Origin of the sequence: Caballeronia glebae, assembly GCF_001545035.1 — a bacterium.
GTDB classification, from domain to species: domain Bacteria; phylum Pseudomonadota; class Gammaproteobacteria; order Burkholderiales; family Burkholderiaceae; genus Caballeronia; species Caballeronia glebae.
This window is the reverse complement of sequence record NZ_FCOJ02000009.1, coordinates 136056-161360: the sequence shown is the minus strand read 5'-3', so window position 1 is coordinate 161360 and position 25305 is coordinate 136056. Positions and strand designations below refer to the sequence as shown.

The window sequence follows — 25305 nt, the reverse complement described above, 5'->3', positions numbered from 1 at the left end:
TTTCGACCCGCTTCGGCGGGTCTTTTTATTTCTAGAGGCATTTCATGCAGAGAGATCTCTTTTCGTTCGAGCGGGATTGGTATGAGCCGTTGCGTGCGATCAGAAGTTTGGGATCGCAGGCGCCGTCCGTCGCCCATCAGGGCGAGCTGGCCGCGGCACGGCGTCAGCACCTCGGGCAGTTTTTCACGCCCGACGCCATTGCGGCGTTTATGTGGAGCTTCGTGAGCGGCTGGAAGGTCAATCGGCTTATCCGCATCCTGGATAACTCGGTCGGCTCCGGCCGGCTGCTTCAGTACGCAGACCCGGAACGCCATGCCGTGTACGGCGTCGACGTCCACGCTGACGTCATCCAGCAGTGCCAGAAGGTGTTTGAGGACGCGGGGTTTCATTGCGAGTTCCGGCAAGCCGGTATGGAAGACATCCATCCGGCGCGCTTCGATATCGCACTGATCAATCCGCCGTTCTCAATCCATCTCGAGTCGCCGCATCTGCAGACGCTGGAATGCACGACGTGGGGCCGGTACGGCGCGCACACCAGCGCGTTGAGCCACGACTACGCCGTGCATCAGGCGCTGGAGGCGGCGAACATCGTCGTCGCGCTCCTGCCGATCACGACTGCCGAGTCGATGATCGCGGGCGAGCAGGGCGACCGCTTGAAGCGCCGCGCGGCTGGCCTGTTCGAACTTCCAGGCGACGCGTTTAAGCTCGAAGGCGCGAACGTGCGCACGGCCGTGGTGGTGTTTGACCGTTATCGCGATCGTCCCTCTGACTTCGTGCGGGCGGTCGTCGACAATCTGGCGAAGCCTGGCCCGGATATCGGGCTGCACTTCGAGGATCGTTCCTTCGGGGAAGCCCGGTTGCGACTGCAGAAGCTCGATGACAGCGTGCCGTTCATCACGCGTGCCGTCACGGGCGACAAGTCGGTCATGGTGTCGCACGATGGCCGGCGCATTCGCTTGTCCTTTGCGTGTGGCTTCAACGAAGCGATGGTGCTCAACACGGTTCTTGTGAAGCGCATCTACTCGCGCGACGGCCACCGGCTGCCGCGTGGCTTCCGTTACTCCGGGCAAGGCTTGCTAGATATGGAGACGTATCTGGTGCAAGACGATCCCGTCGAGGCCTTCGGTCAGTTGCTCGATCGAATCCGCAGCGTCGGTGGCAACCCGCAACTCGCGCCCGGCTTCATGGAGCACTTCCGCAGACGCATGCAACGTAGCGTGCGCCAAGCAATACCGCTGAGGCACGTCGCGTGGACGACCGGCGCCGGATCGCGAGATCAGGTGTCGGGCATCGCGAAGGAGACCCACAAGGTCGACGCGACGCGCTGGGCCAGTCCGCTCATCAAAGCGGGTGACGAGGTCCAGTTTGATCGCGAAGCCGACGGGCGCTACCGATACGCGCTGCATGGCGTCTGGTACCACCTGTCTGTTGACGAGCTCAATGCGCGGTTCGCGGTCGAGAACGTCAGCGAGGGGTGGGAAGTGGTGCACGAAGGTCTGTGCGCGCGCTTTCCCGAGCAAGCCGCAGCGCTCCGGTCGCGCGTAAAGGTGCTCGGCGTCGATCAGTGGCTCGACTGGGAGTTTCAGGTCGATGATCTAGTTGAAACGCTGTTGAAGCCGACCGGTTGCGTCGTTGCGTGGGAGCAGGGATGCGGCAAGTCCCGGCTCGCGTTGGCGCTGATCCTCGTCTCCGGTGTGAAGCACGGCCTCATCGTTGTTGAGTCCCGGCTCATCGAGGAGATGTTGAAGGAGATCGACCAGTTGCCGATCGCGGCCGATCAGGTGAAGGTAATCGAATCGGCGGCGGACCTTGGTGACCTCCGGCGAATCAACCTCATCTCGTATGAGCGCCTGCGTATGCCGGTGGACAAAGCCGCATCTGCGCGCGTGACATATGCGCATCGACTGCGGCGTCGCATCGGCCTGCTGGTGGCCGACGAAGGCGAGCGCCTCGCCAACCCTACGAGCGATCAGAGCCGCGCGCTTTGGCAGCTTTCGGCGCGGCGACGGTTTGTTTTGACGGGAAGTCCCATCCCGAACTACCCGAGAGATGCGTTTGGTCTAATCGCGTTTTCCGGTGGTGACGGAACGGCGGCTCAACCTTATGGCTATCGCGTGGGCTATCTCGAGCAGAACTGGATCAACTCGGTGGAATACGCGATGCGCGGCGTCGATCGATTCAGGGATGACTTCGTGGTGCTGGAGTGGGTGACGTGGCAGTTCGCGGAGAGCCTGCAGGACGGGGCGAAGCGCGAGGTGCCCAAGATCGGCAACCTGCACCTGTACCGGGCGATGCTCGCGCCACATATCAAGCGTCGGCTGGTCGCCGAGCCTGAGGTGTCGCGCTACATCCAGATCGAGCCGCCGCAGTTCGAGGTGGAAACGGTCGACTGGGATCGCGGGCATCTGGCCGCGTACCTGCGCGCTGCTGACGAGTTCGCCGATTGGTATCGCTCATCGCGCGATGACAAAAAAGCGTGCAACCTGGTGACGATCCTCGCTCGTATCCGCGCGGTTCACTTCGCCGCCAACTATCCGCAGTTCGGGATGGAGGGCGTGGAGTACATCGGTGGGCTGACGAGCAAGCAGCGCGCGATCGTGGCCCGGATGAGAGCGATTGCGGCCGAAGGCAAGCAAGCAATCGTGTTCGCCGAAAACCCGGGCGTGCTTGATCTTCTGGCGCGCGAGCTGGATGCGCATGGTATGCAGACTGTCCCGTTTCATGGCGAGATCCCGATCAAGCGTCGCGTGGCCGATAAGGACAAGCGCTTCTTGGGCGGACTGGCAACTGGTCTGATGGCAACCAAGGCATCGGGCCGCGCGGGCTATAACTTGCCGAACGCCGACTACATCCTCTTCTACGACCGCTCGTGGACGTGGCGCATCGAGTATCAGGCGATGCGGCGCGCGCTGCGATGGAACCGGAAGGGCGTGTTGAAGGTGGTCTATTTCCACCTGCCCGGGAGCATCGACGAGTACCAGGACCAAATGGTCGCGCACAAACGTGATGCGACGCAGGCGGGGCTGGACTGGGCGACGCCGGAACTGGACGACGAGACCTTCCTTCATATGGACTCCCTGCTAGATCGTTTTGTCGATGACCTCGCGTTGCTGTCGGCCGAAACGTCCGGTGACATGCGCAAACTTTTAAAGGAGGCAGCGTAAATGCCGAAAGACTCAAACGTGTATGTGGTGGTCGGGGAGGGCGTCGTCACGGTTAAACGTGAAGGCTCCAATCGCGCGGTGCTGGCGAAAGTCCTTGGCAAGGTACAAGTCGATGGCGTCGAGGTGCTGTGCCTTGACCGTCTCGTCCATGAAAGCCATGAGCAACAGTTTGGCGAGTGGACGTTGGCGGGCGCGGTCACGACTCTGCTGTCTCGATCGATGCCGCCCCCGACTGGCGCGGCGGCATAAGACACGGTGGCATCCTCGGATGCCACTCGTCACATCCTTTAATCAAACCCGGCTCTCGAGCCGGGTTTTTTTGTTCTTCGTGGGACTTCGGGAAAGGGCTGTATGCGACCCCGAGCCGACTTTCGCGCTTCATAAAAGCAGACCTTCGACACCTTCCCAGAAGTCCTATTGCATCGTTCGGTAGGCGATGCCAGGTAATAACTTCTTAGCCTGTGATCTCCTAATTACTGTTCGGTGAGCAGGGTCAGCAAGTCTCTTCCATGGCGCAAAACGCCGTCTTGATCGATGAATCGAAAACGCTCGTTCTCAGCATAGACTTGTCTGCCGGCGCAGAAGATCGTTCTTTGGTTGATCGCCGCAACGATTTCTGCCGGCATGTCCGCCGTCCCTTCCCGGTCGTCAAAGCATCCGCGAATGGCCAGATTTTTCGAGATGGGACAGAAAACGGATGTATCGCGATGCCCGAAGCCTGGCGGGAAAAAAACGCCTTCAATTTCCGGATCGTTCCAGAACAGCGTCACCGGGTGATCGGAGGTAACGAAACCGCCAGATTCGGGCGCGGCACGCAATACGACCCAACTCCGATCTTGGAGTAGGTTGTACACCACGGTGAGTGATCTGAGTTCCTGCTGGACATGAGTTGTGGTTGGTACTTCGATAGTGAAGTCACCACGCTCGACGAAGTCACGGGCTTGCTCGAAGGTGACGTTGTTCTCATCCACAAACCCGGCATCCATTGCTCGTTGCCGCCGCGTTTCCCATCGCCCCTGGTCTGCGACGAGAAGTTCCATCATCCTGCGATGGGTTTCTTCCTGGAATCGGCGCATCGCTTCCCTGCGGCCCGGGTTGCGCACAGCCAGGATCGCGACGAGTTCGAGGATCAGCGCCTTGTCGGCGTCGTCTGTGAAGCTGCCCCGTGCATCTGTACGGACAAGCGCCGGCGCGACCCTCGCCTCAAACTCTGCATAGCTCGATTCGATCAGGTTAGGGTCTTCACCGTCGAGCTCAATCCGATTGAAGTCCCGTTCCGCCGCGACATTTTGCGGGGTGGTGACGAACGACCGCTGGGTCTGCGCATCCAGAACGAATATCTGCGCTTTCTTGCTACCGGTAGACGTGAATCGTTTCAGATAGCACTGCGGGACATAATGATGTCTTCGGGCTCCGCCGCCATTGCCGTTTGTCACGAATCATCCTCCCGCCACATCATCGCGCTGATACACCAACGCAGCGCAGCAGCCGATATATGTAACGACGCGCGACGTTGGGTTTGTGAGATCGTAATCTTGGAGGTGCACCTCATATGGAACGAGCGCTGTCATCTCAGTCTCCCATTCAGTGCGATGACAGCCCCACGAATCTCGTGCGGTCTCATCGTTGCCGACCGGATCGATTTCCATAGCAATATCGATATCACTGTCGGTCCGCTGGACGCCCTTGAGTCGGCTGCCATAAACCCATAGCCGTCGCACATGCGGACGCGCTTGCGCCCATTCGCGCAGTCGTTTAATGGCGTCGAAAAGGCCATCATCGATCATCGTGGTTCACCATGGCACGGATTGACCGTCTATTACTGTAAATCATTGCGCGTTTGGCACTAGGAAATTGTCCGTACCGCCACAACGGCCAAAGCTTGCACGGATCGAGCGTCCAACGCGCAGTCGACCGGCTGCTTTCGAGCGCCACTGTCGACCGACCGTTCATGGCCGGTTGCCGAAGAACACATTCAAGCTGTGAGCCCGAGATGATCGTGGCGGAGCTGCCTGACTTGACCCATGTCCGACCCGTAGTCCTCGCCGTCCGAATGTCTCTTGCCTTAACTGACCGGTCGCCCGAGTGACTGGGCTTCCTCGACGGCCAGCAGCCGAGGCTGGACGGAACCACCTAGGCGCCGAGCTCGCTGTTCCTGGTTTATGCTTCTTCTCGTCCTCGGGCCACCAACCGCGATTCACTTCTTGGCTCAAAATAACTACTTTCGTCAAGGAACAACGAATATGACCACCAAAACACCGTTCGATGGCATCACTGCAACCTCGGGTCGTGCAGTGGCCGATGTCTTGCGACATATGTCGCTTCAACCGCATGTGCGCGACCTAATGAGCCCGCTCATCTCCCTGGCGTTGGCCGTGCATGAGCTCGAGAAACGAGCCGAACGATTGGAAGACAGCAGACTTTTAACGAGCAATTCCACCACCGCAGCTATAGGCGCGATACTCGATCTTATATCTGAGAAGGCACATCCTCAGACCAACGCCCTGGATGCCGATTCAGTTTCGGCTGTTGTGTCGCGTCTGAAAGAATTGATCATCGATCGCGCGTGACGGGTATTACTGCGCTGCGAGAGGGAAGTCTGGCGGACCATACTGCCGAGGTTGGAAGGAAAGCGGGTAGCGCTGTTGACTATCAGGCGGCTTTCGAAATACACCGGCCGCTCGAGTGACCGCCCCACGACACAGATGAGCGGCAGAAACTGGCCGGGGAAAGCCTATCGCGAACGGTCCCCCGGATTGCGATGAACCTTTTTTCCGGCCCTTTACCCGAGAATTGATGACCGTTCGGCCACGCCCCGGGGTGTTTGCGCCATTGCGTGTGCGAGTGTTCGTTTCGCCGCATCATTTGGCCCTTAATGCCAATAGGCTCCGTTCGCGGTTAGGCGTCCCCCCCCGGGTTATGCGCCGATCGTCTTGGGTGCCGGCGTTGTGCCGGCGCACTTTTTCACTCATGGCATCATGCGAACAGGCGCCGCCTCGAGCGCCCGTCACGCCACGACAATGCAATGAGTAATTCGCCGACACCCAGCAGCCGATCCATCGCCTTCACCATCCCAACGCATTTAGCCGAAGCACTCCAAGAGACCGTTCACGACTTTCTCGCAAAAGCGGCGGGCGGGACGACCCCCGCGCAGCGAGCGGCCGAGATACGCGCTCAGGACCGCGACGCGAGCCTGGACTCGCTCGCCTATCTCCTTGACGTGGCCGAGGGCAGCTCTGGACAGGCGCGGGTCGCTGCTCAGTTCCTCGCAGGCCTCTACAACGGCGACGACTTCCCATTTAGCCTCACGGACTTTCGACGGCTCGACGAGGATTTGTTGGAGCACTGCATGCAGGTGCTGCGGCTGGACGGTCGGCACGCGACGGAAGTGCATCGCTACTTTCCCAATGGGGAAGCCCGCTGGCTGGCGATGATCAGACGATGGGGGCTGGCTGACGAACCGGCGCACACGCCGCTGCCGGACGATGACGTCGTGCATTCCTGCCAGTACGAAAACAAGCTCGATGCGCCGGGTTATCGTGACGTGACTTTGGTCGTAAAGGTGCCAGTCGGCGTCGACGAGATTCGCTCGATCAGCCTCGCGCTGTCTGCGGCCGATTCGGAGCGGCTAGCGGCGGATCTCGTCTCGGTTCACCGACTTGCGTGGACGCGCGGAAAGCCGCTCGATGCAGACGAAAACGAGCCGCGACCCGCCTGGCTTTGAAAGACAGCATGAATTCGTGAGCTTTTGCACGGCGTGCTCGCAATCTAAACCGCTATCTTTACTCCATCACCCGCGTCATAGACGCATCGACCCCGCGCTGACTCCCGTCAGCCCACGTTGTTCAACCCTTTGGGAACCACTCCCAAAGGGGGCAGGTTCCCCTCTCAGGAGCCCTGCCATGCAACAGCAACCTACACTCGCTCTCAAGAACATCCAGGTCAGCATCAATCCCCGCAAGTATTTCGACGCGGCGGAGATGGAAGAGTTGACCGCGTCTGTCCGCGAAAAGGGCGTCATTCAGCCTGTCATCGTGCGCACGCTTGCTGACGGCGGCTTCAGCCTCGTCGCTGGTGGCCGCAGATACAAGGCGGCACTCGCGGCGCACGGCGAAGACTATGAAATTCCGGTCGTCGTTCGAGACATCGATGAGATCGAAGCGAAGCAACTCGCCATCATCGAGAACATCCAGCGAGCCGACATGTCGCCAGCCGAAGAAGCTATCGCCGCAGCCGAGCAAGTCGGGCTGTGCAAAGGCGATCGCGACGAAGTCGCGCGCATATTCGGCTGGTCGCGTGCGACGCTGGATAAGCGTCTCGCGCTGATGAACTGCAGCACTCCCGTGCTCGACGCATTGAGCACGCGACAGATCTTGCTTGGTCACGCCGAGCTGCTCGCTGCGCTCCCCAAAGAGACGCAGGACAAGCTGCTGCCGGTGATCATCAAGGAAGGCAAGGCGGTCGCTGAGGTCAAGAAAACCATCGAACAGGTCGCTTGTTCGTTGGCTGCCGCGATCTTCGACAAGGCCGACTGCGCCGGATGCCCGCACAACTCGTCCACACAGGGCGAGATGTTCGGCGAGTCCATCGGTACGGGGAACTGCACCAACCGCACCTGCTACAACGAGAAGACCGAAAAGATGCTCGAAGCGACTGCCACCAGCCTGCGCGACGAATATCCGGTCGTGCGCATCGTGCGTGCTGGCGACAACCACACGCGCGTGCAGCTCGCTGTCGACGGTCCGAAGGGCGTCGGTGAAGAGCAGGCGAAGGCGTGTCACGCGTGCCAGAACTACGGCGCGGCCGTGAGCGGCCTGCCTGACTCGATCGGCAAGGTATATCGCGGCCAGTGCTTTGACACCGTCTGCAACATGAAGAAGGTGGCAGCGCAATTGCAGGCGGTGAAAGCGGCGACGCAGCCGAAGCCCGAGGCAGCCAAGGGGGGCGCGAAAGCGTCGCCCGCAGCAGCGAAGGGCGCGGCCGGTTCGTCCGCGGCATCGACGACGAGCAACCCGCCGGCGACGGTGGTGGCTGAGTCGGACAGGATCAAATCGTATCGCGTGGCGTTGTGGCGAAAAGCCCTGCGCCGCGAGGTGGGAGCCGATCCGGCGTTGGCTCAGCGATACCTCGTTGCGATCGCACTGTCCGACCAGATGCGCTGCGTCGATCAGAAGACGCTGTCTGGCATCTGGGAAAAGCTCACGCAAGAGCAGATCGCGGCTGGCGACGTCTCGAAAGCGGCTGCGGCATCGACCGCTGCCGACGACGCGCAAATCGCTCACGCCGTAACCGGCGTGACGGTCGCTGCAATTCAAGGCCTCGACGTCCAGCACCTCACGCGTCTGTGTAAGCACCATCACCTCGATCTCGCGAAGCACTGGAAGCTCTGCAAGGAGTTTCTGGAGTTGATCACGAAGTCGGAAATGATGGTGGTCGCTGACGAGTTGGGCATTCGTGCCGCGCTCGGCGACAACTTCAAGAAAGTCTTCGGCAAGTCCAAGTCCGAGGTCATCGACGCGCTTTTGGCGGTCCAAGGCTTCGACTACGCGGGCAAGATCCCGAAGGTGCTCAAGTTCTAACGCGCGGCTCGCCCGTGCATCGATCGTGATTTACATCCCTTTATAGACCGCCTCCGCGCGGTCTTTTTATATTTCTCAGGAGTTTTCCATGTTTGCAGCTATTGAACCGCTTCTGCGTCACTGCACGAAGCTCACGTTGTCCTTGCAGATGAAGGGCGACGAGATGGTTGTCTGTGTCATGCCGCAAGGCACGGCAAAAGACGCCGCCATGCTTCAGCCGCTCGCGCTCACCGCGATGGCAGCTGAACTCGACGCGGGCTTTGTCGACGCGCTCGCAGCCTATACCGGCGCGCACGCGTCGCTCGCCGAGCAGGTTGCTGCGACCACCGCCATCCTCGAAGCCGCCAAGACGACGCAAGTCTCCAAAGCGACCAGGACGCTGGCTAAGGGCGGAAGCAAGCCGGCATTGCCGGCGCCCGGCAGATCGAGCACCGATGCGGACAACGATGATGACGACGCAGGTAACGACGCTGAAGGGCAGAGCACCGCCCCAAACGCATCGTCCGCAGTGGAAGCATCGGCGGAACCGGCTAGCACCGGGACCAACCTCGCATCGCTTTTCGACTAAGGAGCAGACATGGCTATCCAAGTTGCGAAGCTCACGCGCGAGTTCGTCTACAACGGCGTGACGTTCCCCGATCCGGGGCCGACCTTCTCGCCCGACGATGTCCGCGATCTCTACTCCGCGCAGTATCCGGAGCTGACGACCGCGGCGATCGACGGGCCGACGACGGAAGGCGATGTGATGCGCTTCACGTTCGTGCGCGCGGCCGGTGCGAAGGGTGCAGTCATCCCGTGCAGCGTCCATGCGTAAGCGCGACCTCCTCAAAGCCCTGTCCGACCCGGACTTGGCTCTTTCTCATCAGCAACCGCCCGGAAGGGCGGTTTTTTTTCATGACAAGGAGATCGAGCAATGTTCTTTGATCCTCGCCCGTCTGGTGCAGAAGTCGCTGTCTCGGGAGAGCCTTGGCAACCGCGACGCGCTCCCGCTGCCGGACGTCGAACTCCCAATGATTTTCTGAGCCTCCCGGCCATCGGCTCGGACGTCAAAACGCGCGCAGTGATGCGTTGGAACGCCGAAAAGGATGTCGCCAGCCTCATCGCCGCCCAGTTCAACTCGGGCGTGCTGAGGCCGCGCGATGTTCCGGGGTTCAAAGGCGCGGGTGACGCGCTTGCCCACGGCTTCTTTGCGTGGGCCAAGCGTCATACGCCGCGGTTGGACTGCCTGGGCTTTGACTTCGTACTGTGCGACGTCCAGGCGGTATTGGACGTCGTCCAATATCAGGAGGACAGCAGCGAGTTCAATCCCACCTCGCCCGTGTATCTCGGCATCGAGATAACAGAGGAGAGCATCTTCGAGATCGGCAGACGTGCCGCCGAGCTTCGCAACGTTCATCCGCGGTTGGTGTCGACAGCGATGGTGCTGATCAATCGTGCAGCCGGACGCACGATGTGGGTTCGGACGCCGGACGAGTTCCTTGGGGAATTCGCTTCCTGGTTCTGGGATGGCGACTCGAACGCAACCGATGAGGAAGCGCGCGAGATGCTGACGGACCGGTTCGGCGACGACGAAGCGGAGATCGAGCATTACCTCCCTTCCGTTGTGCGTCCGCAGCTTTGTCCGGACGACATGGACGTCTACCGCTGGAACGCAAAGAGCCGACGCTATCTGCCTCAACGGGCGCTTGGCGTCGCGGCCCTTAGGCGGCTTCAGCGCTTTACCTCCGGGCGCACGCGTCGCATCTGCGCGGAGCTTGAAAAGCTCTCGCTGATGCTGCAGCGGGTGGGTAATCGCGACCTCTTTGGTTGCGAGTATCGGCCCCGGTGCGCGTATGCAGCAGCCACGCTCACCGTGCAGAACGACGGCCGCGTGGGCGAGGTACTTGATTCGCACTACGAGTACCTCGCCAGCGCCGGCGACGGAACCACCTACCTCGGCTTTACGCCGCTTGCCTCTACGCCTGACGCCATCCGCAAGCAGTACGCGGACTGGTCGCAGGGCTTATCCATTCTTGGCCAACTGGACCGCGTCATCGCGTGTCTCGCGGCATAACGAGGAGTTTTGTATGAAAGGGCTTGATATTGGCTCCGACCGCGTCGACGAACTCACGGCGATCAGCGCAATCTTGCTGTACGGCCGTCAGGACCGCAGCGCCGTCTACGGCACCGTTCACCCGGTGACGCAGGGCAAGGGTGGCCGGGCGACGATCGGTGCCGGAAGGCCGATCGACCGTATGGCGCTTGTTGATTGCCTACGTGAGCTGGCTCAGAACGCGGCACCGAAGGCGGAATTTTTGCCTGAGACGGTGCTCGCGGTGTCGCAAGACGCGGTGATGTGGTGGTGCAGACCGGCGATGCGAAGAGTCTTCTTCGACTGTCATGAGATCGGGCGGCGCAGTGCTGTCGTCCCGCACCCGGGGTTGGTGTTCCGTGCAGCTTCGAGCGGGTTCTCCGTGTTCGCGCTGCATGAAGACAGCCGGCCAACGCCTGAATCGAAGCTGCACGAACCGCCTTACTTTAACACCTGGGACTGGGGGCGGATCTGCATCGGCTCGGCGCATGTGCCTAAGCGGATCGATATCGAGTCGATCGGCGGATGGGAGGGCGGATTCTTTGAGTCGGCCTTCACGCACCCGAACCACGGCAACAAACGTGTTTCGCATCCGAATGGCGAGTTCGCATTCTGGAAGGAAATGCTCGACGGCAAGTACGGCGAACAGTTCCCGAAAGACGCGCTCGTCCCTATGGACCTTACCCTCGCTGAGCTGATCGCCGGCAAGCAAGGAGTTCGATGATGAATGCTGGTGCTTTGAATCCTGCAGATGCCGCGCTGCAAAGCTCATTTCCGACTGTCATGGTGCCCCGGCGTGAGCCGGTCGCGCCAATGCAGGCGGCAGGCGAGCGACTGCTGATCGGCGAGAACGGTGTCTTTCTGGAAATCGATCTGCCGTGGCTGTCGGTTGTTCGCCGCATTGCGCACTACACGGTCCCGACCGCGATCCCCTACGGGAAAGTGGTCGAATCGACCGAGTTGCGTTGTGGTGCGGTGCCGCCCGAGTTGATCGGCGAGTTCGTCGCGATGGCGCGCGCCGCGCATCCGCTGGAAACCGGTGCCTGGATCGTCTGGAACGTCGAAACGAAGCAGTTTCGCCTCGCTCCCGTAAAGGTGCTGTCGCAGGGGACCGGGTCGCTGAAGTACGAGCGGCCGGATCTTCTGCCACGCGAACTACGTGTGATCGACTGCCATTCGCATGGCGCGCATCCCGCTTACTTCTCGCCGACTGACAACGAAGATGACCGGCACGAGACGAAGTTCGCTCTCGTCGTTGGCAACTGTGCGTCGTCGGTGCCGAGTATGGCAATGCGACTGTGTGCCAAAGGCATCTTCGAGAACGTCGAGCGCGTGCCGAGCAGTTGGTACGCGGCGGCTCGCGCTCAGGAGGTTGCATGAACGGGACCATCCGACATCAACTTCCTTCGCGGATGCTCGAGCGAAGCTGGAATGTGGTCGTTGTAGGCGCGGGCGGCACCGGAAGTGCGGTGCTCCCGAGCTTGGCACGGCTGCACCACGCGATGCTCGAACTGGGCCACCCGGGCGGCATCGACTGCACAGTGTTCGATGACGACACCGTCAGCCCAACCAACGTCGGCCGGCAGGGCTTCTATCCGAACGACGTGGGCGAGTACAAAGCCTCGCTTATCGTCAATCGGCTAAACGCACTGATGGGCACGAACTGGCGGGCGGAAACCCGGCGCTTTGGCCCGGGCGAGCCGCTTTACAACGTCGATCTCGTGATCGGCTGCGTGGATACGCGTGCCGCTCGAGCTGCAATCGTCGGCGCGGCCCAGCACACGGGGGCGTACTACCTCGACTGCGGCAACGACACGGATCGCGGCCAAGTTGTCATCGGTCAGGTCTGTGGCAAGAGCTACGCGCTGAAGCATCCTGAACGGCTGCCGCATGTGGGCGAGTTGTTTCCGGAACTGATCGACGCAAAGCTCGATGCAAAAGACGAGACCCCGTCCTGTTCGATGGCAGAGGCGCTGCGCAAGCAGTCGCTGGTCATCAATCAGGCCATCGCGGTCCAAGCATTCAACGTGCTCTGGACCATGTTTCGAACCGGCGCGGTGCCGTTCTCGGGCGTGTTTGTGAACCTCGCAACGGGGCGCACAAATCCGATTCCGTTGGACCCGGCCGCGTGGGCCCGCTTCGGATATGAAGTTCCGAAGCCGCCTGTGAAGAAAGCGAGCAAGAGCCGAAAGGCCAAGCTCGCTGCGTAAGTAGTCGCTGTTCATTCACTGCCGACCTCCGCAAGGGGTCGGCATTTTTTTTCTCGTGCTTATACAGCACGACAACCTCAACAGGAGTATCCGAATGTCGGAAGACATTGAAATCGCAGTTTCGGCACCGCTCAAAGTGGCGGCGGCGTTGTGGCAAGAGCGCTGGTGGTGCTGTGCGGCCTTTGTTGTCGCAACGGCCGCAAATTCGCTCCCGCCGGCGGGCTACCTCGGCATGGCCGTCAGGTTCGCGTACGAGCACTTGTTGCACGACGCATCGGGCGTTGGCCGAATCATGGCCGGGGTCCTCGGCATTCTGGTGGCCTCGCTCGCATGGCAGGTCGCCTGTCAGCGAGACCGCGCCCGCCCAGGACTCTTCGCCCGTGCGTGCGACTGGGTCGTCAAGCGCTTCCTGATGTCGCAGCTTGCGCGCGGCGTCGCGGTGGTTATCGGCGCGAGCTTCGCCTGCGGCGCACACGGCGTCGTATTCGGCGCGGCGTTCGGCGTCTGGCTCGGCCTTGTCATGTGCTGCATGCAGTGCTTGACGGCCTTCTCGGTTATGCCGCGTCTGCGCTAACAGCATTAGCCGCTCCCTCGTGGAGCGGTTCTCTTTTACCTCAGCGGGTACGCAGCCCGTTGGGGCTGCTCCGCCCATTCATGGAGCAAAACATGGGTTCTTCGATTTTGACGGGCAAGCGCGCTGGCGCAATGCAAAAATCCGACGGCGAGTGGATCTACGCGTTGTTCGAGCGTGGCTACGAGTCGAACGTCTATCCGCATACCGACCACTGGTCGGCCGTGGCGCTGGGCAACTATGCGCAGGTCATGCGCCGCATCTTCTCGCACGCGACCAGTTGCGAAGGCGGGATGCTCCGTAGCCGTAGCGGATCGATCCGGCCTGAAAACTACATTGCGAGTTGGAGAAGTGAACTCGCCAAGCCCACGCTGCTTCGGGACCGGGCGGTCGATCTGTCGGTCGGCTCCTCGTGCTACTCGGCGGTGCCTGAGTCGCAGTTGGACGACGTCCGGCTGTCGTTGATTCGGGCGGGATTCGAGTCTCGTATCGATGAGTTGGTCGGCGGCAGCTTGAGCGTTTCTCTGCACGCGGACATCGACCTGTTGCTCTCGATCTACGGGAAAAGCGGGCCGCTCAGCGTTTGGCGAGTGCTGAAGGAATACGACTGTGGGACTGCGCAGATCGAGGTGCGGGTGCCGCCCACAACGAAGACGGCGATGGAGCGGATGCCCGAGGTGCGGTGTCATTCCATCGACCAGCACAATGTGTTGGTTGCAATGGGCGCCGCGCCGTGGCGTCACGCTGGCTGGCAATACAGCGCGGTCGGCTCCTTCATCACTGAAGTCGCGTATCCGGTGGAAATGGAAACGCCGGGGTTCGCCAAGAAGGCAATCCCTGCGTTCCGCGACGCCTTGAGCAACGCTCCGCAAGTGCCTGCGGCGACGCGCATCACGGTGACGCGTTCGCCGGAAGGCACCGAGGAGTGGCGGGCTCGCCGCGCCGACGAGCTTGCGCAAACGCTCGGGATCGTGACGGAGGGCGCATCCGCCCCGGCTGTCTTTAGCTTCGCGTTCGGCGACCTGCTCAACCGCGAAGACACGGACCGGCTGTTGTACGGCTTGGGTTCGTTCGACGATGCGCAACTCCAGTGGGAGGTGCCTGTCGCGCGTGCGGGTGCCCAGCCAGATCCGGCCTTCTTCTCCGCGGACGTTCAGCTCTCGCTTTGTCTCGCCTAGTGCTGCTGTGATCAACGCCACGCCCCGGTTTCGGGGCGTGGCTTTTTTTTCGCCCCTTAAAACGCGAAGCTCGCTTGCGCCGGGACTGACACGCCTGCGGGTGCCGTGGCATCTGCGTCTTCAACTGAGGGCGCGCCTTGCCGCTGTGCGAGCAGTTCGTCGTAACGGCGCATAACGTCGGCCGCGCATGTGTAGCCGACCTCGATGCCCACTGTCTGGGCGACGCGGCGGCGCACGCTTGCGAGCAATTCCGCTTCGTCGGGCGTCGGGCGTGCGGTCGGCCACCCCGACGAGAAGAGCAGGTGCGTAGGGATCTCCGCCTCAATGGTTTGGCGCTCGATGGCGGCAGTCTTCGCACGCGCCACGTCCGCGGCCAGTTCAGGCGGCAGAAGATGTGGCGCGACGTCGCCGAGCCAGCGTTGCCCTTGGAAGGCGAACGTCGATTCGGCTTCCAGGCGCACCATTTCTCGATAGACGTCGTGGTTGTCAGCGCAGCTTGCCGCGGCGCGCAGGTCGTCGAGCGAACTCATGATGCAGTACGCGCATGAGACGCGCGACGCGCCGTAGACCGTGTACGCCTCATGCAGCGCCAGTCCAGCCGCAGCAATCTCAGTGAAGACTTCGTCAACGGTCCATTCGATGATCGCATTCCACGTCACACTGGTACGGCCCTTGGTCGACAGGGGAGCGTGCGGGGCGGCGACAGCCATCTTGCTCCGAGCATTGCTTTCCTGACGGCGCACACCGGTGACACTAACGATGTTGTGCGTCGGAAAACGCTTGTTCAGCGCAGAATTAATTAGGCTTCCTTTCAATTCCGAGGTGCAAAAGCGCATGGACGGCGTGCTCCACGGCAGGATCAGCCGCACGCAGGAGAGATCGCGATAGCGCTCGACGTTGTTCGACCAGCGCTTCTCCCATCTGGCGAGCATGTCACCGGCTTTCCGTTGCAACGTGAGCAGTTCCCAGCCAAGGTGAGCGGCAAGCCGCTCACAGGCGGGACCACTGTCCTTCCACTCGACACGGCCGAGGTCGGAATGAACAAGGATACGAGGTCCGTTGTGGCCGATGGCGTCAAGGTGGCGGGCGACCGCGAGTGCGCAGGCGATGCTGTCCTTGCCGCCGCTCACGCCGATAGCGACCACAGCGCCCGTTGTGAGCAGCGACGCCACCTCCGGGGTAAGTGCGACGCCGCGGGCACGCGCCGGAAGGTAGGCGCTTGAACGGGTGCGAAGCGAGGACAGGTCGATGGTCTGGAGCATGGTCGAAGAAGAATCGAGGTAGATGATTCATCTTCGCAGCTACAGCGCAAAGTCAAGCTGGGCGGGGCTCCGAGACTGGCTAGCCGAAAAAAAAGCCCGCGTCGCGCCGAACGACAGCGGGCTAGCTGGATGTGATCTACGACAGCGCGCGTCCACAGCCAAGAGGACACGCAGTAATAGCTTAGTTGCTAATCTCCGATGCAAAAGAGAAAGGTCGCATGAGACAGAAAAGCAGAAAAGTGATCTATCCAACAGTCGGTTTTTATTTGTCAGTTTATATTGACCCTACCCGCTAATAAGGGTGCTGAGAGACCAGACAATACAAAAACAAGAAAAACTGAGGCCATCCAGGGCGCGTCCCTGGGTGGCCTTTTCTTCGCCCTGGAAATGCGCAGCTACCAGCGTCTCCTTGCACCTTACGCGTCTGTCGGAATGCTCTCACTTTGCTTCCCGTATTGGGAACGTGTCTATTTCGAATAGCGACGCTTTTTAGCGTCCTTTTCTACGCATCGGCTACGGTATCGATGGCTAGAATGGCGTCTCTCTCAGGTTCGTCGACGGCCCTCGGATTTGCGACGGACTTTTTAGCGCCGCTTCAGAAATGGAGCTGGCGCTTTTTTTCGTCCCGGCTTCGTGCTGCCGGCCCCGCTCCCGATGATTCGTCGCGCGGGAAGCGACCGCCCGAGAAGTGTTCGTCGCCGTATTGGAGCGAAAGGCATAGCGATTTACTGAGCTTTCCGACTTGGACTGCGCGATGGACTCCGTAGACTGGCTCCATTCCCCGCGCTTTTGCGCATCGACCTACCCCTCCAGCGTGCTGGAGGACCATTTTCTCTCCAGCCGTCTATGACGGCAATCTTCTAGGCGACCCTCGTTGGTCGCCTTTTTTCTTCTCGTTGGGAGCCTATCCCTCCGGGAGACAGCTCCCATTGCTTTTTTTGGAGTTGTCTATGTCTCGGAATCTCGCACCTGTCGTCAAAGTTTCCAGCAAGAACGGTTTCATGGCGAATCAGCGTGTGGTCGGTCAGGACGTCGAGGGCAGTCCGCCGCAGCTTTACACCGGTCGTATTCATTCGGTGTGGAGCGACGGCACGGCAATGGTGGATTGGGACTTTTCGCTCAACTATCAAGCCGAACGGCATCTGGTGCAAAGCGGTCGTGTCAGACTGCATCACCTCAGCCATACCGCCTCGTAGGTCTTCGTAAATGACGCGTCCAGTGCAGTTTGCTGGACGCCGTTTCTTCAGGTCCAAACCTTTCCTTGATGGGAGCCTCCCATCAAGGGCGGCTCCTACCTTTTCAGGAGTTGCCCATGTTTCCGATGCTCAAACACGCTCTCAGCAGCCTCGCCTGGTACGCCAAGCAGGACGCCGAAGCCTGGAAGATGCTGTCGTTTCTCGTTGTCGTTGTGTACGTCTCGACGGCAATCGCCTCGGTCACCCACTGACTTACGTAGCTTTTCGCTGCGTATTTCCCGTTTCTCTTCCCTTTGGGGCAAACCAGCCCTTCGGGAATGGATTGCCTCACATTCAATCGAGGTGATCCATGATCAAGTTTTTCTGTTCCGTGATGCTTCTTTCGGTTCTGACTGGCTGCGCCACGGCGGACTTCGGCTCGCCGGATACCTACCAGCGCTACGACGTTCAACGCATCGGCCAGTTCGAGCAGGCAACCATCCTGCGCGTGCGCCCGATTACCATCGAGAGCAATTCTGGCTCGTCGGGCATTGCATCGATCGTCAGTGCAGCAGCAGGTGCCTTCCTGGGCTCGCAAGTCATCGGCAACGGTAGCGGCCGCTATATTGCCGGCGCGCTTTCCGGCTCCGTCTCCGGGTTGGTGGCTCAGCGCGTAAGCGCCGCTATGTCTCGTCACAGCGGTGTCGAAGTGTTCCTTCGTCGCGCCAACGGTCAGTCCGTGGTCGTCACGCAGGTCGACGATCAGCAGTTCGCTGTTGGTCAGCAGGTGTTTCTCGTCTCGAATGGGTCCGGCTACCGGATCACCCACTAACTGGCGGCAACGCCTCGACCAACTGGATGAACCATCGATGAACCACTATCAGTTGATCACCCACGGCCAGACCAGCGGCTGGGACGCTTCGACCAACGATGTGAACGGCAAAAACTTCTACGGGATGCTTCCCGTGGAAGTTGCTGCGCAAGCAGGCGACGTCGACGAGTTCACGGCAATCGTGTCTCACCCTGGGTTCAGCCCATCGGGCGCACGGCCGCATATGTTCGCCGAGGTTGGGCGGATCAGCGACGGTTACGGCGACGCGAGCTTCAGACGCTTGAAACCAGCGCTCGACGCTTACAAGGCGCGATTCCTCTAACCAGGCATCGCAGTACGCATCTTCTGAATGCGCGGTGAAAACCGCGCCAACCCTTGCGGGGCAGTCTCCCCGCAAGGGACCTGCCTCGTCTGCAATGAGGCAATCATGAAATTTCCCCGAGTGTTCTATGCGGACCGCAGTAGTGCCAATGCTGGCGCGAAAGCGGCTCTGCAACGTCATGCGACGCGCGTTTTGCGACGTGTTGCTCAGGACTTGCGTCTTCCGGCGCATGCTCACGAAATCGTCACCGATACGCGCCGCGGCAACGCCGCGGTACGGGTGTCGTTGCGCACCGAGACGTTGTTTGTCGACGTGCTCGAGCGTCGAGGCGGTTCAGGTGTCGCGCTGAGTTTCAGAACCCGGCGCGGCCGCTCTGACCTGACGGGCGGTGGTGAGAACCACGTCGCCCTGACGCAGCTCGAAACTCCCACGGGCTATCGAGCGATGCTGGACGGCCTGCGATTGGCAGGTGGCATCGACCTGAAGTGCGGAGGTCGTCGATGAAACTGGCCAAGGTGAAAATCGAGTACAGCTCCGGCACCACGATCGTGGACCGGGTCACTCTCGATCCTGCGACAGGCCAAGTTCATCTTGCGCCGCGCGTACTCGGGCTACTCGGCAAGATGGAGGAGTCGGAGTGCTCGCCGTCGTTCAGTCTTGAGTACAAGGGCGATGTCTTGCCGGTGAACATGGCGGGCGACGGCGGGTATTTGGTATCAATTCCCCCCGAACCCGGTCCTGGCTTCCGCCGGCTGCTGCACGCAGTCGCGACGCCATCCAGGGACCAGCGGCACCAAAACGGCCGCTATCTACATACTCTATCGGCGGCATCGATCGGCGGTGCAGTCGGCTACGCGCATTCGGCGTCGTCTTGGGATCCGCTGACGATTGCAGGTACGAGCGCACTGGCTGCCCTTGGAGTAGTATTGTGGTACGCAGGCCATTACGTGATGAAAGGAGAATGACGTGGGCGCAACAATTTTTACGGTAGTGCTTGGCGTGTCCATCGCGGCTTTCTTCATGTGGACCGCGAATAACGGTCGCAAAGCCGATCGCGAGCGCGATTGGGGCAAATGATTCGACACAGCGTAAGCTGAGTCCACAGACAGAACCGCACCCTTGGGTGCGGTTTTTTTTCGACTTTTCTTTTTCTAGCGCGCCCTCGGGCGCGTTTTTCATTTCAGGAGCTGGTTATGTCTCAAGCAACCGCCGATGTGCTGTCGGACGCTGTCACCAACGGTATCAGCGCCGATGGCGTAGTCGATATCAAGTCAGTCGCCCGGCTGGACACCGACGGCAAAACGGTCGATCAGGTCTTCCAGGACCTGTGCCGCTTCGTGCGTGGAACGGAGCTCGAACCGGAGTGGCTTTGTCACGCGAACTTGCAGGACGACGCCAACGAAGCCATGTACGGAGCACGCCACAGCAGACCGTGGCCTGAACCGGCGGCATATGACCGCATTTCCGTGTCGGTGTGCATCGGCAACTCCGAAGGCTGGATCGTCCATGTGGACTTCGTCAGCCGCCCGCAGCTTAGCTACTCGCTCGACCGCACCTACGCGATCATGCCGTTGCTCCGCGCGAAGGTGTTTTCGATTGACCACGCGTGGTCGCTCGCGCGTCTGATCGCCCGACTAATCGACGCGGCCTAATAGCTTCTCAACTCATCCAGCGCCATTCGGCGCACTTAACCCTTGCCGGGCATCGACCCGACAGGGTGCGATTGCCCGCATTTTCTCTGAGGCAATCGACATGTACCAGCTTTCCTTCTCGGGCTCCGCCCACTCGTTCCCTACGATGCTCGAAGTACTCCGTTTCCTGCGAGACGACGCGAGCGTCGCAGCAGTCGACGCGGCAGAGATCGCGCTCACGTTCTTCGCCTATCCTGTAACCGTTACCCGCTACAACGGCAAGCTGACCGTTCGTCGGCCCGGAACGGCGACAAGCCTCTTCCTGTCGCTCATCGACGAGATCGACGCGGCTTACTTCAGACCGTCGTTCGCCGCGCTCGAGCCGTGGCAAATCCGGCGCGAGCACTGGCAACTGCTCTATCTGGCTTTTGATCTGGCACGGGAGCCGCTGTATTTGTTCTCCTCGGATCAGATTGCGCAAGCCAACGAAGAGGCAGCTAAGAGCGGCCGTCGCGGGCTGGACCTGTTCGAGCTGCTGCAGGACGAGTCCGAGCGTCGGTTCGGCTTTCGCTACGCCGGCCCAGTGCTGGACAATCGACAGAGCAACGGTCGGCACGAGGTTCATGTGGCCTACGCGCTCGCGGCGGGCAAGCCCGTTCCGCAGGCGGTGATCGATGACTACGTTTCGTTGTCGAAGTTCGATTCCGACTTGCAATGGGCCAAGCCGCTTCTCGCGGTGCCGGAGTTGCGTGGTGCGTTGCCGCTTGCGAAGCTCGTGCCGCTCGCAACGGTGATGCGCCATTCGAAGCAGGCGATCACCTCTGACAATGCCGCGCTGCTCTCGATGCTGATGGGTCTCGTGCCGAACTCGCCAACGACGGTCGAAGTCGACGACCTGCTGTACGCGAAGGGCATTCTCGAAGCGCATCCTTTGCCTGAGGCGTACCAGAAGCCCGTCGATGTCGGCCTACCGACCTGCCAGTTTGCGGAGGTACTGCGGCGCACGCTCGCCGACAGCGCGCGTGATAACCGGCTAGCGGAACTCGAGAAGGCGCGGAAGTCGGGCAGCATCAGCGCCCGCCGCTTCCAACTGGACTCGCAACTGGCCATTCTCGATCACGGCAGGCACACGCATACTTTCGCCAACGAGTTTGCGAAGGCAGTGCAGACGGCCGACATGTCCTATCTCCTCAGTATCCTGGACCGGCCCGACGATGCGAACCGCGCGAGCAAGCAAGCGGTGCGCGAGGTGTTCGGGATCAAGCTCATCGGCGTTCGCGCCGCGGCTCGGCGCCGGGGCATTTTTCAACTGGCAGGTATGGACGCCGCGCAGCAAGCAGAGTGGGAGGCGTCGTCGGTTTCCCAACGTGAGGCGAGGCGCGTCGCCCGCGAGGTCGCTCGCGCTCGCGAAGCGGCTGAGATGTCGCGCGTTCGTGCGGAAGACGGCGCGGTGCTGACCGGTGCGGAGTGGGTAGATCGCACGATCGCCGACGGCTTCTCGCAGATCGTCAGCCTGCGGCAGGGGACGAGCGTGCGCTACGCGCTCGCAGATCCTGTGCGGCAGTTGCAGGTATCGCTTCGTGCAAACGACGGTACGCTCGCCTACGCACGCGTGGCGCTCGAACAGCGCGCGAGCTAATTCACCTTCGACGAACCCGGCTACGTGCCGGGTTTTTTTTCGTCGGTTGCGCCAGCGCCAAAGCTTAAGACGATGCGAAATAGTGACCTTTCCACAGATTGTCTGACCGCCCGACCCCTACACTGCATCTATCACCCGCGTCACCGACGCATCGACCAAGCCGGCTACGAGCCGGCTTTTTCATATCTGCCCCTAAGGGACCACGTCCCTACGGGCGTAGTCTTTATGGGGCTTCTCTCTGGAAGCCATCATGAAAGTCACGCCCGCCCAACTCACCGAACTCCTCTCGCTGTACGTGCCGAAGCGTCTGCCGGTGCTCATCACTGGCCGCCCCGGCATCGGCAAGAGCGACATCGTCGAACAGACCGCGCATGCGACTGATCACGAACTGCTGATCAGCCACCCGGTTGTCGAGGATCCGACCGACTCGAAAGGGTTGCCGTTTCCTTCGCCCGACGGCACGACCGCCAAGTTCCTGCCGTTCGGGGATTTGGAGCGCGCGATGACGGCCAGACGCCCGCTGATCTGGTTCCTGGATGACCTTGGGCAGGCCTCGCCCGCCGTGCAAGCCGCAAAGATGCAGTTGCTGCTCGCGCGGCGCGTCGGCGAGCACATCCTGCCACCGCAGGTCACGTTCCTCGCGGCCACGAACCGCCGTACCGACAACGCCGGTGTCTCCGGGATTCTCGATCCGGTGATCTCGCGTTTCGCCACCGTGGTGGAACTCGAACCGACGATCGACGACTGGACGCAGTGGGCCGTGCGAGAAAACATCCCGCCGGCACTCATCGCGTTCCTGCGCTTCCGTCCGGACTTGCTGTCCGTGCAGAAGACGTCGCGCGATATCGAGAATGCACCGAGCCCGCGTAGCTGGGGGTTCGTGGCGAGAACCATGGAAGTAGTCCCCAAGCACCTGGAACACATCTCCTACGCCGGTTCGGTGGGAGAGGGTGCCGCGACGGAACTGGTCGCGTTTCTCCAGATCTTCCGCGAGCTGCCGAATCCGGACGCGATTCTTCTCGCGCCCGACACGGCCATGGTTCCGACGACGCCTTCGGCGTTGTACGCGATCGCGGCCGCGCTTGCCGCACGCGCGAACGAAAACAACTTCGATCGCGTCGTGCGCTACACCGAGCGTCTGATCGGTGAAGGGCACCGCGAGTTCGCGGCGCTGCTGGTGCGCGATGCAGTTCAGCGCACGCCGCAGATCCAGAACTCGTATGCCTTCATTGGCGCGCAAGGCGGAGAGATCGGCAAGATCATCCGCGGCGAGTAATCACGCAATACCCCTTTCTCAGCATCACCCATGTTGGCCCTGTTGCGTCTTCGGACGCACAGGGCCTTTTTTCTTGGCTTCATCCAATCCATTTCTACGAGGTTTTCTCATGGACATCACTTCCATTCAATCGAAGGTCATGCTTTGCTCCGTCACGATTTCTACCTGGGTCGCCCGCCGTTTCGACGGCAAGGTGACGCAGGAAGTCGAGAGCAAGCACCACGCGAAGGGCATCGGCAGATTCAACAAACGCCTGTTGCCCGAGCACGCGCCGAGCTTCGCAGAAGTCGTGACGCTCGCCGGCCGCATCCGCTCGTACTTCTACGACCACACCCTGAAGTACGACCAGTTGGGCGTGCGACTGCTGCCGACGATGGTCTACATGGACTTCGCCGAAAAGATGCGCTCGTTGAAAGACGAGTTCGACTTGGCGGTCTCCGTGTTCTTGACCGACTACCTGAACTTGAAGGAGGCGGCTCGCGAAGAACTGAATGGGCTGTTCAACGAGGCGGACTATCCGACCCTCGCTGAGCTGACCACGAAGTTCGGCGTGAAGATGGCCGTTCTGCCGTTTCCCGACGCGAGCCAGTTCGGCGTCGAGCTTCCGGCGAACGTGCTCAACACGCTCAAGAGCGAACTGGACCAGCACGTTCTGGCCTCGATCGCGACCGCGAACGAGGATCTGGTGCGGCGTCTGTACGAAGCCGTGTCGCAGATGGCCAATCGGCTGTACGCGACGGGCAACGTCCGACTGGACGTCGCCAACAACGTGCGCGAACTGTGCGCCTTGCTGCCGAAGCTGAACTTCGCGAACGACCCGCAGCTCACGCACATCCTCGAGCAGGCCAAGACGCATCTGGCCGTGCACACGGGAGCGGAATTGAAGGACTCGCGCGTGCTTCGTTCTCAGGTGGCCAGCAAGGCACAGGAGATCGAAGGGCTGATGGCCGCGTTCATGGGCATGCAGCCGGAGCCGATGGAAATCGAATCGGCGCACGCGAGCCAACTGCGCCTCGTCGCATAAGGGGGCGTCATGGACCGCACCGATGTTGTACTGGGCAGTAGCGCGGTCCATCCGCGCATTGCCCGGCAGCGGACCGAGCTCGTTCTCTCGCAACCTTTCTTCGGGGCGCTCGCGCTCCGATTGAATGTTCGCGAGGATCCGTCGGCCAAGACGTTTTGGGTCGACGGCGAGACGCTGGGCTACAACCCGACGTATATGGAGTCGCTGAGCGACCTTGAAGTGCGCGGCGTCGTTGCGCACGAGGTGCTGCACGTGGCCAATGGCCACTGCTGGCGTCAGGGCGCGCGCGATCCCGACCGATGGAACGATGCCTGCGACTACGCGATCAACCCGATCGTGCTGTCGTCGGGCATGGTTCTGCCGAAAGGGGCGCTCGTCGATCCGCGCTACACAGGCAAGTCGGCCGAGGAGATCTACGGTTTGCTGACGCAGGAGGCGAAGGAAAAGCAGCAACAGCCTCCGCACCAGAACCAGCAGCCGCAGAACCAGCAGCCGCAACAGCAGCCGCAGCCGGGTCCGCAAGACCAGCAGCAGCCGAACGGCGGGCAGGTTCCGAAGCCAGGTGGCCAGAGCGGCACGGCGCCGGGTCAGTCGCCGGCCGATCAGCCAGCGAAACCCGGCTCATTCGGCGAAGTGCGGCCCTTCAACGGTCCGGACAAGCCGGTAAAGGAAGCGGAGTGGAAGGTTGCCGTCACGCAAGCCGCGAAAGCGGCCGCGATGCGCGGCAAGCTCCCCGGCGATCTGCAGGCGATGGCCGGTGAAGCGGTACGGCCTGTGGTGGACTGGCGGGCGGTGTTGCATCGCTTCGCGCAGCAGTCGTCGCCGTCGGACTACAGCTTCGCGGCGCCGAATCGCCGGTATCTGCATCTCGGCTTCTATCTGCCGTCGCTGCATACACCGGCGATCGGCGACGCGGTCTTCGTGCGTGACTCCAGCGGTTCGGTGTTCGACGAGACGCAGGCGCAGTTCGACGCGGAGATCCTCGCGGTCTTCCATTCGTTGAAGCCCGCGCGCTTGATCGTGATGGATTGCGACACGCGCGTGACGCAGGTGCAGATCTTCGAGCGAGGCGACTCACCGGAGATCAAGCCCGTGCGTGGTGGCGGCGGGACGGCGTTCGTCGACCCGTTCAATCGAGTCGCGGAAGACGGTATGAACCCTGCCTTTCTGGTCTATCTGACAGATATGGTTGGGCGCTTCCCGACTGTCGCGCCGCACTACCCGGTGCTGTGGGCATCGACCACGCCACTGACGCGCGCCCGCAAGGCACCGTTTGGCGAGACGATGGAGGTGATCTGCTAGAACCCGGCTAAGCCGGACATCCCTTGAAGAACGAGCCCGGCGATTTGCCGGGCTTTTTTTTCGACTGCG

At 61.3% G+C, this 25305-nt stretch carries 28 protein-coding genes; 25 read left to right on the top strand and 3 right to left on the bottom strand.

Annotation, left to right across the window (positions count from 1 at the left end; genetic code table 11):
- Window positions 1-44 precede the first annotated feature (44 nt).
- Both AWB82_RS08930 and AWB82_RS08925 read left to right on the top strand, forming a co-directional pair.
- The gene (locus AWB82_RS08930; protein ID WP_200818071.1) at window positions 45-3164 is read left to right on the top strand and encodes an SNF2-related protein; all 3120 of its coding nucleotides are present in this window, start codon (window positions 45-47) and stop codon (window positions 3162-3164) included.
- Window positions 3165-3413, top strand: coding sequence for a hypothetical protein (locus tag AWB82_RS08925; RefSeq protein WP_077161692.1), 249 nt, complete (start codon window positions 3165-3167; stop codon window positions 3411-3413).
- A 224-nt stretch (window positions 3414-3637) separates the two neighbouring features.
- Here AWB82_RS08925 and AWB82_RS08920 read toward each other — a convergent pair whose 3' ends face one another.
- Together AWB82_RS08920 and AWB82_RS08915 are read right to left on the bottom strand one after the other, a co-directional pair.
- Window positions 3638-4600, bottom strand: a complete 963-nt coding sequence (locus AWB82_RS08920) for a DUF4238 domain-containing protein (RefSeq protein ID WP_086966770.1) — start codon at window positions 4598-4600, stop codon at window positions 3638-3640.
- 3 nt (window positions 4601-4603) lie between these two features.
- Window positions 4604-4951, bottom strand: a complete 348-nt coding sequence (locus tag AWB82_RS08915) for a nucleotidyltransferase family protein (protein WP_086966769.1) — start codon at window positions 4949-4951, stop codon at window positions 4604-4606.
- A 456-nt stretch (window positions 4952-5407) separates the two neighbouring features.
- Here AWB82_RS08915 and AWB82_RS08910 point away from each other — a divergent pair, with 456 nt between their 5' ends.
- From AWB82_RS08910 to AWB82_RS08860, 12 genes are all read left to right on the top strand, one after another.
- A complete protein-coding gene (locus tag AWB82_RS08910) occupies window positions 5408-5734 on the top strand; it encodes a hypothetical protein (protein ID WP_086966768.1) in 327 nt (108 codons plus the stop codon).
- A gap of 455 nt (window positions 5735-6189) precedes the next feature.
- Complete coding sequence (locus AWB82_RS08905) at window positions 6190-6888, top strand: DUF7673 family protein (RefSeq protein WP_200818070.1); 699 nt, start codon at window positions 6190-6192, stop codon at window positions 6886-6888.
- A 178-nt stretch (window positions 6889-7066) separates the two neighbouring features.
- The gene (locus AWB82_RS08900) at window positions 7067-8743 is read left to right on the top strand and encodes a PRTRC system ParB family protein (protein WP_086966767.1); all 1677 of its coding nucleotides are present in this window, start codon (window positions 7067-7069) and stop codon (window positions 8741-8743) included.
- An 88-nt stretch (window positions 8744-8831) separates the two neighbouring features.
- Window positions 8832-9311 carry a PRTRC system protein E gene (locus AWB82_RS08895; RefSeq protein WP_086966766.1) on the top strand — a complete coding sequence of 160 codons (480 nt, stop codon included), beginning with the start codon at window positions 8832-8834 and terminating at the stop codon, window positions 9309-9311.
- A 9-nt stretch (window positions 9312-9320) separates the two neighbouring features.
- A complete protein-coding gene (locus AWB82_RS08890) occupies window positions 9321-9557 on the top strand; it encodes a PRTRC system protein C (RefSeq protein WP_086966765.1) in 237 nt (78 codons plus the stop codon).
- On the top strand, window positions 9550-9765 hold the full coding sequence (locus tag AWB82_RS38240) for a hypothetical protein (protein WP_235023235.1): 216 nt from the start codon (window positions 9550-9552) through the stop codon (window positions 9763-9765). Before AWB82_RS08890 ends, AWB82_RS38240 begins: the two co-directional genes overlap by 8 nt.
- A gap of 41 nt (window positions 9766-9806) precedes the next feature.
- Complete coding sequence (locus AWB82_RS08885) at window positions 9807-10796, top strand: PRTRC system protein F (RefSeq protein ID WP_235023234.1); 990 nt, start codon at window positions 9807-9809, stop codon at window positions 10794-10796.
- Between the two features lie 13 nt (window positions 10797-10809).
- Window positions 10810-11538 (top strand): PRTRC system protein B, encoded by a 729-nt coding sequence (locus AWB82_RS08880; RefSeq protein WP_086966763.1) that lies wholly within the window; start codon window positions 10810-10812, stop codon window positions 11536-11538.
- Window positions 11538-12194 (top strand): PRTRC system protein A, encoded by a 657-nt coding sequence (locus AWB82_RS08875; RefSeq protein ID WP_086966762.1) that lies wholly within the window; start codon window positions 11538-11540, stop codon window positions 12192-12194. The genes AWB82_RS08880 and AWB82_RS08875 overlap by 1 nt, the downstream gene beginning before the upstream one ends.
- Entirely contained in the window at window positions 12191-13024 is an 834-nt protein-coding gene (locus AWB82_RS08870; RefSeq protein WP_086966761.1) for a PRTRC system ThiF family protein, read from the top strand. The genes AWB82_RS08875 and AWB82_RS08870 overlap by 4 nt, the downstream gene beginning before the upstream one ends.
- A 94-nt stretch (window positions 13025-13118) precedes the next feature.
- Complete coding sequence (locus AWB82_RS08865) at window positions 13119-13598, top strand: hypothetical protein (protein WP_086966760.1); 480 nt, start codon at window positions 13119-13121, stop codon at window positions 13596-13598.
- Window positions 13599-13690: 92 nt separating this feature from the next.
- The gene (locus AWB82_RS08860; protein ID WP_086966759.1) at window positions 13691-14773 is read left to right on the top strand and encodes a hypothetical protein; all 1083 of its coding nucleotides are present in this window, start codon (window positions 13691-13693) and stop codon (window positions 14771-14773) included.
- 56 nt (window positions 14774-14829) lie between these two features.
- On the opposite strand, the gene AWB82_RS08855 is transcribed toward AWB82_RS08860, so the two are convergent.
- Window positions 14830-16035 carry an adenine nucleotide alpha hydrolase family protein gene (locus tag AWB82_RS08855; protein ID WP_086966758.1) on the bottom strand — a complete coding sequence of 402 codons (1206 nt, stop codon included), beginning with the start codon at window positions 16033-16035 and terminating at the stop codon, window positions 14830-14832.
- A 950-nt stretch (window positions 16036-16985) separates the two neighbouring features.
- Here AWB82_RS08855 and AWB82_RS08850 point away from each other — a divergent pair.
- The 11 genes from AWB82_RS08850 to AWB82_RS08805 all read left to right on the top strand — a co-directional run bounded on the left by AWB82_RS08850 (window position 16986) and on the right by AWB82_RS08805 (window position 25236).
- A complete protein-coding gene (locus AWB82_RS08850) occupies window positions 16986-17231 on the top strand; it encodes a hypothetical protein (RefSeq protein WP_086966757.1) in 246 nt (81 codons plus the stop codon).
- Between the two features lie 116 nt (window positions 17232-17347).
- Window positions 17348-17482 carry a hypothetical protein gene (locus AWB82_RS38815; RefSeq protein WP_268811020.1) on the top strand — a complete coding sequence of 45 codons (135 nt, stop codon included), beginning with the start codon at window positions 17348-17350 and terminating at the stop codon, window positions 17480-17482.
- Window positions 17483-17580: 98 nt separating this feature from the next.
- A complete protein-coding gene (locus AWB82_RS08845) occupies window positions 17581-18042 on the top strand; it encodes an outer membrane lipoprotein (RefSeq protein ID WP_061120680.1) in 462 nt (153 codons plus the stop codon).
- Between the two features lie 37 nt (window positions 18043-18079).
- Entirely contained in the window at window positions 18080-18364 is a 285-nt protein-coding gene (locus AWB82_RS08840; protein WP_086966756.1) for a hypothetical protein, read from the top strand.
- Between the two features lie 105 nt (window positions 18365-18469).
- Window positions 18470-18868: a hypothetical protein gene (locus tag AWB82_RS08835; protein WP_061120716.1), complete on the top strand. Its 399-nt coding sequence runs from the start codon at window positions 18470-18472 to the stop codon at window positions 18866-18868.
- Complete coding sequence (locus tag AWB82_RS08830) at window positions 18865-19329, top strand: hypothetical protein (RefSeq protein WP_061120678.1); 465 nt, start codon at window positions 18865-18867, stop codon at window positions 19327-19329. Before AWB82_RS08835 ends, AWB82_RS08830 begins: the two co-directional genes overlap by 4 nt.
- 228 nt (window positions 19330-19557) lie before the next feature.
- On the top strand, window positions 19558-20016 hold the full coding sequence (locus tag AWB82_RS08825; RefSeq protein ID WP_086966755.1) for a hypothetical protein: 459 nt from the start codon (window positions 19558-19560) through the stop codon (window positions 20014-20016).
- Between the two features lie 100 nt (window positions 20017-20116).
- Complete coding sequence (locus AWB82_RS08820; protein WP_086966754.1) at window positions 20117-21634, top strand: hypothetical protein; 1518 nt, start codon at window positions 20117-20119, stop codon at window positions 21632-21634.
- Between the two features lie 250 nt (window positions 21635-21884).
- The gene (locus AWB82_RS08815) at window positions 21885-22910 is read left to right on the top strand and encodes an ATP-binding protein (RefSeq protein ID WP_086966753.1); all 1026 of its coding nucleotides are present in this window, start codon (window positions 21885-21887) and stop codon (window positions 22908-22910) included.
- Between the two features lie 109 nt (window positions 22911-23019).
- Window positions 23020-23934, top strand: coding sequence for a hypothetical protein (locus AWB82_RS08810; RefSeq protein ID WP_086966752.1), 915 nt, complete (start codon window positions 23020-23022; stop codon window positions 23932-23934).
- A 9-nt stretch (window positions 23935-23943) separates the two neighbouring features.
- Window positions 23944-25236, top strand: a complete 1293-nt coding sequence (locus AWB82_RS08805; protein WP_086966751.1) for a vWA domain-containing protein — start codon at window positions 23944-23946, stop codon at window positions 25234-25236.
- The last annotated feature ends 69 nt before the right edge of the window (window positions 25237-25305 follow it).